The organism is Micromonospora sp. NPDC048040 (genome assembly GCF_055587185.1).
The window spans coordinates 1-11,101 of record NZ_JBVJGT010000102.1 but is presented as its reverse complement, the minus strand read 5'-3'; the positions used below and the strand labels follow the sequence as shown (position 1 = coordinate 11,101).

The 11,101-nt window shown below is 73.2% G+C and carries 8 protein-coding genes; 7 read left to right on the top strand and 1 reads right to left on the bottom strand.

The annotated features are described in order from the left end of the window. The first annotated feature begins 448 nt into the window (after window positions 1-448). The 5 genes from ACZ6O2_RS35765 to ACZ6O2_RS35745 all read left to right on the top strand — a co-directional run bounded on the left by ACZ6O2_RS35765 (window position 449) and on the right by ACZ6O2_RS35745 (window position 7,529). Window positions 449-1,276 carry a universal stress protein gene (locus ACZ6O2_RS35765; RefSeq protein WP_466026104.1) on the top strand — a complete coding sequence of 276 codons (828 nt, stop codon included), beginning with the start codon at window positions 449-451 and terminating at the stop codon, window positions 1,274-1,276. Window positions 1,277-1,403: 127 nt separating this feature from the next. Further along, complete coding sequence (locus tag ACZ6O2_RS35760; RefSeq protein ID WP_466026103.1) at window positions 1,404-3,806, top strand: phosphoketolase family protein; 2,403 nt, start codon at window positions 1,404-1,406, stop codon at window positions 3,804-3,806. Then, window positions 3,803-4,675, top strand: a complete 873-nt coding sequence (locus ACZ6O2_RS35755; RefSeq protein WP_466026102.1) for a universal stress protein — start codon at window positions 3,803-3,805, stop codon at window positions 4,673-4,675. The genes ACZ6O2_RS35760 and ACZ6O2_RS35755 overlap by 4 nt, the downstream gene beginning before the upstream one ends. Before the next feature lie 67 nt (window positions 4,676-4,742). Next, complete coding sequence (locus ACZ6O2_RS35750) at window positions 4,743-5,753, top strand: Acg family FMN-binding oxidoreductase (RefSeq protein WP_350711707.1); 1,011 nt, start codon at window positions 4,743-4,745, stop codon at window positions 5,751-5,753. Between the two features lie 99 nt (window positions 5,754-5,852). Continuing rightward, on the top strand, window positions 5,853-7,529 hold the full coding sequence (locus tag ACZ6O2_RS35745; protein WP_466026106.1) for a sensor histidine kinase: 1,677 nt from the start codon (window positions 5,853-5,855) through the stop codon (window positions 7,527-7,529). A gap of 99 nt (window positions 7,530-7,628) precedes the next feature. On the opposite strand, the gene ACZ6O2_RS35740 is transcribed toward ACZ6O2_RS35745, so the two are convergent. Next, entirely contained in the window at window positions 7,629-8,267 is a 639-nt protein-coding gene (locus tag ACZ6O2_RS35740) for a response regulator transcription factor (protein WP_350711705.1), read from the bottom strand. A gap of 304 nt (window positions 8,268-8,571) precedes the next feature. Between ACZ6O2_RS35740 and ACZ6O2_RS35735 the strand changes: the two genes are divergently transcribed. Both ACZ6O2_RS35735 and ACZ6O2_RS35730 read left to right on the top strand, forming a co-directional pair. After that, window positions 8,572-9,546: an Acg family FMN-binding oxidoreductase gene (locus tag ACZ6O2_RS35735; RefSeq protein ID WP_466026101.1), complete on the top strand. Its 975-nt coding sequence runs from the start codon at window positions 8,572-8,574 to the stop codon at window positions 9,544-9,546. A 308-nt stretch (window positions 9,547-9,854) separates the two neighbouring features. Continuing rightward, on the top strand, window positions 9,855-10,985 hold the full coding sequence (locus ACZ6O2_RS35730) for an IS30 family transposase (protein ID WP_466026105.1): 1,131 nt from the start codon (window positions 9,855-9,857) through the stop codon (window positions 10,983-10,985). The last annotated feature ends 116 nt before the right edge of the window (window positions 10,986-11,101 follow it).

The following is an 11,101-nucleotide window of genomic DNA, read 5'->3' as shown; positions in this document are numbered from 1 at the left end:
ACACCGGACGACGTCCGGCCTGGTGACGTTGAGGATCTCGTTGCAGCCCTCGCCTACGCATCGCCGTCGCCTCCCGACGGGCCTCCCGACGGCCCATTTGCCGGATAACGGACATCCAGGCACGGACGGCGCGCGACCACCGACGGGGTGTGGCCCGCCGTGCCCGGCGCAGGGATCAAGCCTGACCGCCCGGAGCCGGGCACGGCGGGCCACACCCCCACCACCACGCACCGCAACCCAACACCCCCACCACCACGCACCGCAACCCAACACCCCCACCACGACCGCAGAGCAACCCACACCCCCACCACGACCGCACAGCGAGCCACAACGCCACCAAGCCGGCGAGCCACGACGCAGAGCAACCGCCGATCACACCCCGCGGCCCCACCACCGGTACTAGCCTCGACGACAGGGCCGGGCGCGACGCCTGCGGAGGTGATGCCGGATGGCCGCAGCCACCGAGGCGGCCGTGCTGGTCGGGCTCGGCTCGGAGCGCAACCTGCCGGTGGTCAGGCTGGCCGCGCAGGAAGCCGCCGCGCACGGCCGCCCGCTGTGCCTGCTGCACGCGTTCAACTGGACGGCCGCGCTGGAGGCCCCGTCGATCGCGGGGCCGCGCGCCGAGGCCGAGAATCTGATCTCCAGGGCCGCCGAGATCGCCGCCGAGGTCGACCCGGCGCTGCCGGTCAGCGGCGAGATCGTCGAAGGTGCCGTCGTCGCCACCCTGGTCCGCCGGTCGGAGTCGGCGTTCCTGCTCGCCATCGGAGACGCCGGCATGGCGGCCTGCGGCGACTGCGTGCCGGCCGACGTACCGGCGGTGCAGCTCGCCGCCCGGGCCGGATGCCCGGTGCTGGTCGCCCGCCGGGATCCGCCGCCGCAGGGGCCGGTGCTGGTCGGGGTGGACGGCTCCGCCAGTTCCCGGGGCGCGCTGGAGTGGGCGTTCGAGTGCGCGGCCCGGCGGGAGTCGCGACTGCTGGCCGTCCGGGTCGTCGAGCCGGAGAAGGGCACGGAGGACCCCGGCCTGCTCGTCGAGTTGGTGGCGCGGTACGCGCGCCGGTTCCCGTCGGTGCCGGCGGAGTGCCACACGATCCGCGGCGACCCCGGTACCGTCCTGGTCGATCAGTCCCGCTCGGCGCAGGTGGCGCTGGTCGCCGCCCGGGGCGACGAGCCGTGGCGGGGCATGCTCGGCGCGGTGAGCCAGGCGTTGCTCTACCACTCCCCCGCGCCGGTGATCGTGGTGCGCGGCCTGACGGGGGGGCCGGTGGACGGGGCGTAACGCCCGCCCGGCGCGGGACCAACGGCCCTGATCCACATCGACGCCGACCGGCGAAGCTGGGACCGGCCCGGACGAATCCGCGCTCCGAGGATGCAGGATTCCCCTATCCGCGAGAGGCTCATGCAGTATGGACACCGCTCTCGACCTGCACAGCCCCCTGACCCGAGACGAGCTGCGCCGGCTGGACGCCTACTGGCGGGCGGCGAACTACCTGACCGTCGGGCAGATCTACCTGCTGGACAATCCGCTGCTCCGCGTGCCGCTGGCGCCCGAGCACGTCAAGCCGCGGCTGCTCGGCCACTGGGGCACCAGCCCCGGACTGAACCTGCTCTACGCCCACCTCAACCGGGTGATCGTCGCCCGTGACCTGCGGGCCATGTTCGTGACCGGGCCCGGCCACGGCGGCCCGGCGATCGTCGCGAACACCTGGCTGGAGGGCACCTGGAGCGAGCGGTACCACCACATCGGCCGCGACGAGGCCGGCATGGCCGGGCTGTTCCGCCAGTTCTCCTTCCCCGGCGGCGTCCCGAGCCACGTGGCGGCGGAGGTGCCGGGTTCGATCCACGAGGGCGGCGAGCTGGGGTACGCGTTGAGCCACGCCTACGGCGCGGCGTTCGACAACCCCGACCTGCTGGTCGCCTGCGTCATCGGGGACGGGGAGGCGGAGACCGGCCCGCTCGCGGGGAGCTGGCTGTCCAACGTGTTCCTCAACCCGGCCCGCGACGGCGCGGTGCTGCCCGTCCTGCATCTCAACGGCTACAAGATCGCCGGCCCGACCGTGCTGGACCGGATCCCCGAGGGCGACCTGCTGGACATGATGCGCGGCTTCGGCTACCAGCCGTACGTGGTGGCCGGTGACGACCCGGCGACCGTGCACCAGACGCTCGCCGCCACGCTGGACCGGGCGCTGGACGAGATCGCCGACATCCAGCGGCGGGCCCGCTCCGGGGGCACCGTCGAGCGTCCCCGCTGGCCGATGATCGTCCTGCGTACGCCGAAGGGCTGGACCGGGCCGCGGGACGTCGACGGCAAGCGGGTGGAGGGCACCTACCGCGCGCACCAGGTGCCCCTGGCGGAGGTACGGAAGAACCCGGAGCACCTGGCCGAGTTGGAGCGCTGGCTACGCAGCTACCGCCCGGAGGAACTCTTCGACGCGACCGGCGCGCCGGTGGCCGAGCTGGCCGAGCTGCCCCCGACGGGCGACCGGCGGATGAGCGCCAACCCGGTCACCAACGGCGGGCTGGTACTGCGCGACCTGAGGCTGCCGGACTTCCGCGACTACGCCATCGACGTGCAGCGGCCCGGCGAGACCGTGGCCGGGGCCACGGGCGTGCTGGGCCCGTGGATACGCGACGTGATCGCCGCCAACCCGGAGACGTTCCGCCTCTTCGGCCCGGACGAGGTCGCCTCGAACCGGCTGGGCGCGGCGTTCGAGGTCACCGACCGGGCGTGGATGGCCGGGACGGTGCCCGGCGACGAGCACCTCTCGCCGGACGGGCGGGTGATGGAGGTCCTCTCCGAGCACCTGTGCCAGGGCTGGCTGGAGGGCTACCTGCTCACCGGCCGGCACGGCATCTTCACCAGCTACGAGGCGTTCATCCACATCGTCGACTCGATGGTCAACCAGCACGCCAAGTGGCTGAAGGTGACCCGGGGCATCCCGTGGCGCACGCCGGTGGCGTCGCTGAACTACCTGCTGTCGAGCCACGTGTGGCGGCAGGACCACAACGGCTTCTCCCACCAGGACCCGGGCTTCATCGACCATGTGATGAACAAGAAGGCCGAGGTGGTACGGGTCTACCTGCCGCCGGACGCGAACACCCTGCTCTCGACGATGGACCACTGCCTGCGCAGCCGGCACTACATCAACGTGGTGGTGGCCGGCAAGCAGCCCGCGCCGAACTGGCTGTCGATGGACGAGGCGGTCATGCACTGCCGGCGGGGCATCGGCATCTGGGACTGGGCCAGCACGGACGGCGGCGAGGAGCCGGACGTCGTGCTCGCCTGCGCCGGCGACGTGCCGACGCTGGAGACGCTGGCCGCCGCCGACCTGCTGCACAAGCACCTGCCGGAGCTGAAGGTGCGGGTGGTCAACGTGGTCGACCTGATGCGCCTGCAACCCCCGACGGAGCACCCGCACGGGCTGTCGGACAAGGAGTTCGACACGATCTTCACGCGGGACAGGCAGGTCATCTTCGCCTACCACGGCTACCCGTGGCTGATCCACCGGTTGACCTACCGCCGGACCAACCACGACAACCTGCACGTGCGCGGCTACAAGGAGGAGGGCACCACCACCACGCCGTTCGACATGGTGATGCTCAACGACCTGGACCGCTTCCACCTGGTCATCGACGTGATCGACCGGGTGCCGGGGCTGGCCGCCCGGGCCGCCCACCTGCGGCAGGACATGGTCGACGCGCGCCAGTCCTGCCGGGATTACACCCGCCGCTACGGCGAGGACGACCCTCGGGTCGCAGAATGGCGCTGGGTCCGCGAGACGGAGGCCGGTCTGAGGAGTGAGGCATGAGCGGCAACGAGATCCTGGTCGGCTACGACGGCTCCTCCGACGCCTCGGTCGCGCTGGAGTGGGCGCTGGAGGAGGCCGGCCGCAGCGGACGCCCCGTCCGGCTGGCGTACGTCTTCGAGTGGGTCACCGTGGCCGGCTGGGTCGGCCCCGGCATCGCCCCGGGCATCTGGCCGGACGAGGCGGCCCGCCGGCAGGTCGAGGAGCTGGTACGCAAGGCGGCGGCGGACGCGGTCGCCGCGCACCCGGAACTGACCGTCACCGGTGAGGTGTTCGACGGGCCGCCCACGGTGGTGCTCCAGGAGCGTTCGAGCCGGGCCGGCCTGCTGGTGCTGGGCACACGGGGGCACGGCGGTTTCGGCGGGCTGCTCGTCGGCTCGACGGCGGTGGCGGTCACGGCCCACGCGCACTGCCCGGTGGTGGTGGTCCGCCAGGAGGCAGCCGCGGGCGGGCGGACGGGGCCCGTGGTGGTCGGCGTGGACGGCTCGGAGTGCTCGCTGGTGGCGCTCGGCTTCGCGTACGAGCAGGCGGCCGCCCGGGGGCTGCCGCTGCGCGTGCTGCGGGCGTGGCACCCGGGGCCCGGCCAGCGCCCGCCGTCGGGGCCCGAGGCGTGGGAGGCGACGTCCGCCGACCGGGCCGAGCTGGACGAGCCGCTGGCCCGCTGGAGCCGGACCTTCCCCGACGTGGAGGTCGACGTGGCGGTGACAGCGGGCAGCCCGGCGTCCCTGCTGGTCGACGCCAGCCGCACCGCGTCCCTGGTGGTGGTCGGCACCCGCGGCCGCGGCGGCCTGACGGGGATGCTGCTCGGCTCGGTCAGCCAGCAGCTCATCCACCACGCCCACTGCCCGGTGGCCGTCGTCCGCGAGCGGTGAGAGGAGGGGACCTGGCCCGGGCAGCGTCGGGCTGGGGCACGATGGGGAGAAACGAAAGGTCGTGACGATGAGCCACGAAACGCCGGCCAGGGACCGCCCGCTGACCACCGCCCTCGCGGAGGCCGCCGCGACGGCCGGGCACGCCCCGTCCGTGCACAACAGCCAGCCGTGGCGGTGGCGGGTGCTGCCGGACGCGTTGGAGCTGCGCGTGGTCCGGGATCCCCGGCTGACCGCCACGGACCCGGAGGGCCGCCTGGTGGCGTACAGCTGCGGGGCGGCGCTGCACCACGCGCGGGTGGCGCTGGCCGCGGAGGGCTGGACGGCCGTGGTGGAGCGGATGCCCGACCCGGACGCCCCTGATCTGCTCGCCCGGCTGACCGGGCTGGCCCGCGTGGAGGCCGACCCGGAGGCCATGCGCCTGGTGCAGTGCATGCAGGTCCGGCACACGGACCGGCGCCCGGTCAGCGACGAGCCGGTGCCGACCGCCACCCTGGGGCGGATCGCGGCGGCGGTCGCCGCCGAGGGGTGCCAGCTCCAGTTCCTCGACCGCGACAACATCCTGGAGCTGGCCGCCGTCGCCAGCCACGCCGCGACGGTCGAGGCGGAGGACTCGCAGCTGCGCGAGGAGTTGGAGTACTGGACCAGCCGGGGCGGCTCCGGCACCGGCCTGCCGCCGGAGGTGCTGCCCGCGGAGGCGCCGCAGACCACCGTGCCGGCCCGGGACTTCGGCCGCCCCGGCACCCTGCCGGTCGGTCCGGGGCACGACCGGGCCGCCGTGTACGGGCTCCTCTACGGCGACGAGGACGAGCCGGACAGCTGGCTGCGCGCCGGCGAGGCGCTCTCGGCCGCCTGGCTGACCGCCACCCGGCTCGGGGTGTCGGTGGTGCCGCTGAGCGGCGTGGTGGAGGTGGCGGGCACCCGGCAGACGCTGCGTGGGCTGCTGGCCGGCCTCGGCTACCCGTACCTCGTGCTGCGGCTGGGGATCGCGGACCCGGCGCACGCCGGCCCGCCGCACACCCCGCGGCTCGAGGTGCGGCAGGTGGTGGACACGTCGGCGGTCCGCTCCGGGGGCGCGTAGCGCGCGCCGTCGGCCACGGCCACCGGGAGATACCATCGCCCGGTGGCCGCCAGCGCACCGAACCCCCCGCACGAACCGCACGTGACCCCCTCCCTGGGGCTGAGCCCGCTGTCCCGGATCCGGCTCGACGAGCTGCTCCAGGAGATGCTGGACCGGGTCGGCGAGGTGGTGACCAGCCGGGAGCGGCTGCGGGCCCTGCTCGACGCGGTGGTCGGCATCAGCACCGACCTGGATCTGCGCAGCACCCTGCAACGCATCGTGGAGGCGGCCTGCGAGCTGGCCGGCGCCCGCTACGGCGCGCTCGGCGTGATCGGCCAGGACCGGATGCTGCACGACTTCATCACCCACGGCATCGACGCGGAGCTGCACGCGAAGATCGGCGACCTGCCCCACGGGCGGGGTGTGCTCGGCCTGCTCATCGACGATCCGCGCCCGCTGCGGATGCCCGACATCACCCAGCATCCGAAGTCCTACGGGTTCCCGCCGCACCACCCGCCGATGCACAGCTTCCTCGGCGTGCCCGTGCGCATCCGCGACCACGTCTTCGGCAACCTCTACCTGGCCGAGAAGCAGGGCAGCGCGGAGTTCACCGAGGACGACGAGGAGATCGTGGTCGCGCTCGCCGCGGCGGCCGGCGTGGCGATCGAGAACGCCCGCCTCTACGCGCTGGCCCACCGGCGGGAGCGCTGGCTCGCCGCGACCGCCGAGATCACCGGCGTGCTGCTGGGCGAGGTGCGCCGCACCGACGCGCTGGCGCTGGTGGCCCGACGCGCCCGCGAGGTCGCCGAGGCGGAGGTGGCGCTGGTCCTGCTCTACGACCCCGACGCCGAGGAGTTCACCGTCGAGGTGGTGGACGGGGCGGACGAGCAGGCCGGCGCGCTGGTCGGCACGGTGCTGCCTGCGGCCGAGACGAGCTTCGCCGCCGCCGTCGCCGAGGGCCGGCACGACCAGGTGGCGGACCTGGCCCACGCCGCGCCCTGGCCGGCGTTGCTGAGCACCGGGCCGGCGGTGGTCTCCCCGCTGGCCACCGCCGACACCCTGCACGGCGTGCTGGTGATCGCGCACCGCCCCGACCGGTTGCCCGTGGCCACCGACGACGACATGGCCCTGTTGGGCAGCTTCGCGGGGCAGGCCGCGCTGGCCATGGAACGGGCCCGCGGGCAGGAGGAACGGGAGCTGCTGGTGGTCCTGGAGGACCGCGAGCGGATCGCCCGGGACCTGCACGACGTGGTCATCCAGCGGCTCTTCGCCACGGGCCTGCAGTTGCAGAGCGCCGCCCCGATGGCCACCCGGCCGGAGCTGGCCAAGCGGATCAACGCGGCGGTCGACGACCTGGACGCCACCATCAAGGACATCCGCCGCACCATCTTCGAGCTGCGCACCCCGATGAGCGCGGCGCTGCGCACCGAGATCCGCGAGGCGGTCGAGGTGGCCGCCGAGTCACTCGGCTACCGGCCCCGCCTGGAGCTGACCGGGCCGATCGACAGCGCCGTCCCCGACGAGGTCCGTCCCGACGTCACCGCCGTGCTGCGGGAGGCGCTCTCCAACGCCGTACGTCACGCCCAGGCCACCCGGGTGACCGTGGCGGTGCGCGTCGACGCCGGCAGGGTGACGCTGACCGTCGCCGACGACGGGGTGGGCTGCGACCCGGCCGCCGCGCGCGGCGGGCTGGTCAACCTGCGCGAGCGCGCCGAACGACACGGTGGCGAGTTCGAGGTACGCCGGGCCGAGCCCCGCGGCACCGAACTCCACTGGTCCGTCCCCCTGCCCGCCTGACGCCGCGACCCGGCGCCCGCTCGTGTGGGCTCCTCGCGCGCGCTGTCGAGCTGCCCCACGGGACGGGGCAGGACGACGGGCGCGACGGTCGGTGGCGGGTCAGCGGGTCTTGCCGAGGAGCCGGGTGGCGAGGACGGCGGCCTGGGTGCGGCGCTCCAGGCCGAGCTTGGCCAGCACGCTGGAGACGTAGTTCTTCACCGTCTTCTCGGCCAGGAACATCTTCCCGGCGATCTCCCGGTTGGTGAGGCCCTCGGCCACGTACTCCAGGATCCGCCGCTCCTGCTCGGTGAGCGACTTCAGCTCGCGGGGCTGCTCGACGCCGCTACGGATGCGCTCCAGCACGCGGGTGGTGATCGCCGGGTCGAGCAGCGACTGGCCGGCCGCCACCCGGCGCACGGCGTCGACCAGGTCGGTGCCGCGGATCTGCTTGAGCACGTAGCCGGCGGCGCCGGCCATGATCGCCGCGAAGAGCGCCTCGTCGTCCTCGTACGAGGTGAGGATCAGGCCCTTGATCGACGAGTCCACGGCCCGGACGTCCCGGCACACGTCGATGCCGTTGCCGTCGGGCAGCCGCGCGTCGAGGATCGCCACGTCCGGCCGCAGGGCCGGGATGCGGCGGGCCGCCTCCTGGGCCAGACCGGACTCGCCCACCACCTCGATGTCACCGCTGCTCTGCAGCAGGTCGGCCAGGCCACGACGGACGACCTCGTGGTCGTCGAGCAGGAACACGCGGATCATCCCTCGTTTCTACCCCGTACCCACCGGGTTCCGCACGGGCCGAAGGTCCCGAACCGGCCCGTCCACGCCGTCGTCCGGCCCCACTCCACCGGGACGCCCGTGGGCAGGTGGGCGGAGCCAGCCGGGCCGAAGGCCCCCTGACCTGCGACGGAGCCGGTCGAGCCGAAGGCCCGTGACCTGGGACGGGGCCGGTCGGGCCCGGCGGGACGGGACGTCCGGCCCTGCCCGCGCCCCACCCCGCTGACGCACCGTGGAGGTGTACCGGACGGGGACGGCACGAACTGCCACGGGAAGGAGCACAATCATGGACACCGGCTTCACCGTCGAGCAGCTACGGGCCGCCGCGACCGACGCCGTACGGGCACCGTCGCTGCACAACACCCAGCCGTGGCGGTTCCGGCTGCGCGACGGCGGCATCGAGGTGCTGGTCGACCCGGCCCGGCGGCTGCCGGCCACCGACCCGAACGGCTGGGGCGTCCGGATCGCCTGCGGCGCGGCGCTGTTCAACCTGCGGCTCTCCCTCGCCGCGGCCGGCGCCCCGGCGACCGTACGGCTGCGCCCCTACCCGGCGGAGCCGGACGTGGTGGCCCGGCTGGTCCCGGACGTGCCGCGCCGCCCCACCCCCGCCGAGCAGGCCCTGCACGCGGCGATCCCCCGCCGGTTCAGCAACCGGGCGCCGTTCTGGCCCGACCCGGTGCCCGCCGACGCCCGCTGGCGGCTGGCCGAGGCGGCCCGCGCCGAGCACTGCTGGCTGGAGCTGCTGATCGGGGTCAGCGCCGTCAACGCGTTCGCCGAGATCGCCCGCAGCGCCCACCGGGTCCTCGAACGCGACCCGGCGTACGTGGCCGAACGCCAGGAGTGGGTGCGCTCGACCCCCGCCCCCGACGGGGTGCCGGTCGCGTCCGGCGGCCCGCTGGGCGAGCCGCAGGACCTGCTGCCCTCCCGCGGCTTCGGCGGCCTGGACCGGGCGCCGGGGCGGGACTTCGAGCCGGAGCCGCTGGTCGCGGTGCTCGGTTCGCCCGGCAACACCGCCGTCGACCAGGTCGTCGCCGGGCAGGCGTTGCAGCGGGTGCTGCTGGCCGCGACGGATTCGGGGCTGGCGGTGTCGATGCTGTCCCAGCCGATCGAGGTGCCGAGCGCGCGGGAGCGGTTGCGGCTGTCGCTGGGGCGGTTCGGCACGCCGCAGATGGTGATGCGCATCGGGTACGGCCAGCCGGGCTGGCCGACCCCACGCCGGGCTGTGGACGACGTGCTGGACGTGCCGGTTAGGCGGTCATGACCAGCCCCCGCTCGCTCTCCGAGTAACCGAACAGAGGCTGCTGCCGCAGCTTCCACTGCGCGGTCGATCCCATTGAGCGTCCTTCGACGATCTAGCTGTACTGCCCAGGGAGGTTGGTCAACCTGGTGATCGGCGGCCGGCCTGCGGTGGCGGTGTGGGGTCGGTGGTGATTGGGCGGTTTCTAGGGGTGGTTGCAACACCTGCCGTACCCAGGAGTTGCATTGGCATCACGTCGTCCGCCGGGGTTGCCCGGCTCGCTGCCGCTGACCGAAAAGCGTGATCACTATCTGCGTCTGATGGCGCAAGGTATGAACAACACGGAAGCCTGCAGGATCGTGGGGGTCGGCCGCGGCACCGGCATCCGCTGGCGATACGGCCGCATGGTGAAGAACCCCGACGGCAGCTCACGGCACTACGCGCCGATCATGGCGTCCGTGCGGATCTCTGAGCGGTTCCTGTCTGAGGATGAGCGGGTCAGCATCGCCGATCGCCGGGCAGCAGGGTGCAGCATCCGCGGGATCGCTGCCGAGCTGGGTCGCAGTCCTTCGACGATCAGCCGCGAGATTCAACGCAACAGCGACCCTGCGACCGGCAAGTACCACCCGTTTCGCGCTGGGCAACGTGCTCGAGATCGCCGTGCCCGGCCCAAGGCGGGAAAGCTGGCTACCGACGAGGGGTTACGCACGTTCGTGCAGAACTGCCTGCACAAACGCTGGAGCCCGGAGCAGATCAGCAAGGTGCTGCCCTCCGCGTTCCCGGATCAGCCCGCGATGCGGGTCTGTCCCGAGACCATCTACCAGGCCCTCTACTCGCCGCATCACCTGCTGTTAACCGCCGCACCGAAGCGTCCGCTGCGCAGCGGACGGATCCGGCGCAAACGCCGCCGGCGAGGTGACCAGCGCACCACCCACTTCATCCAGCCTGGGCACTCGATCAGTCGGCGTCCCGCCGAAGCCACCGACCGAAGCGTGCCCGGCCACTGGGAAGGTGACCTCGTTCTAGGCAAGTTCAACAAGTCCGCCATCGGCACGCTCATCGAGCGCACTACCCGATACGCCGTGCTGCTTCACCTGCCCGACGGTCACAACGCCGCCCAGGTCCGCGACGCGCTCATCACCGCGTTCGCCGCACTGCCCCGCGACCTCGCCCGCTCGCTGACCTGGGACCAGGGTGGAGAGATGGGCCGCCACCACGAATTCACCGCCGCTACCGCAGTCCCGGTCTACTTCTGCCAGCCCGGCAGTCCTTGGCAACGCGGCTCCAACGAGAACCTCAACGGCCTGCTGCGTCAGTACTTCCCGAAAGGCACCGATCTCAGCGCCTACAACACTGAACACCTCGCCCAGGTCGCCGAGCAACTCAACAGCCGACCACGCCGGTGCCTCGGCTGGTCAACACCGGCCCAACACCTCGCTAGGCTTATCCCGACAGCACGCTGACCAGCTCTGTTGCGACGACTCGGGACTGTACAAATAACGGCTGATCGACCGATCAAGGGAGAGACGCCAGATGACGACCGAGATCACCTCGGGGCAGGAACCGGCCGCAGGGTCGG

Coding starts and splice junctions, on each gene's coding strand:
- ACZ6O2_RS35765 (WP_466026104.1), top strand. CDS start 449: ATGGCCGCAGCCACCGAGGCGGCCGTGCTGGTCGGGCTCGGCTCGGAG.
- ACZ6O2_RS35755 (WP_466026102.1), top strand. CDS start 3,803: ATGAGCGGCAACGAGATCCTGGTCGGCTACGACGGCTCCTCCGACGCC.
- ACZ6O2_RS35760 (WP_466026103.1), top strand. CDS start 1,404: ATGGACACCGCTCTCGACCTGCACAGCCCCCTGACCCGAGACGAGCTG.
- ACZ6O2_RS35735 (WP_466026101.1), top strand. CDS start 8,572: ATGGACACCGGCTTCACCGTCGAGCAGCTACGGGCCGCCGCGACCGAC.
- ACZ6O2_RS35730 (WP_466026105.1), top strand. CDS start 9,855: ATGAACAACACGGAAGCCTGCAGGATCGTGGGGGTCGGCCGCGGCACC.
- ACZ6O2_RS35740 (WP_350711705.1), bottom strand. CDS start 8,267: ATGATCCGCGTGTTCCTGCTCGACGACCACGAGGTCGTCCGTCGTGGC.
- ACZ6O2_RS35750 (WP_350711707.1), top strand. CDS start 4,743: ATGAGCCACGAAACGCCGGCCAGGGACCGCCCGCTGACCACCGCCCTC.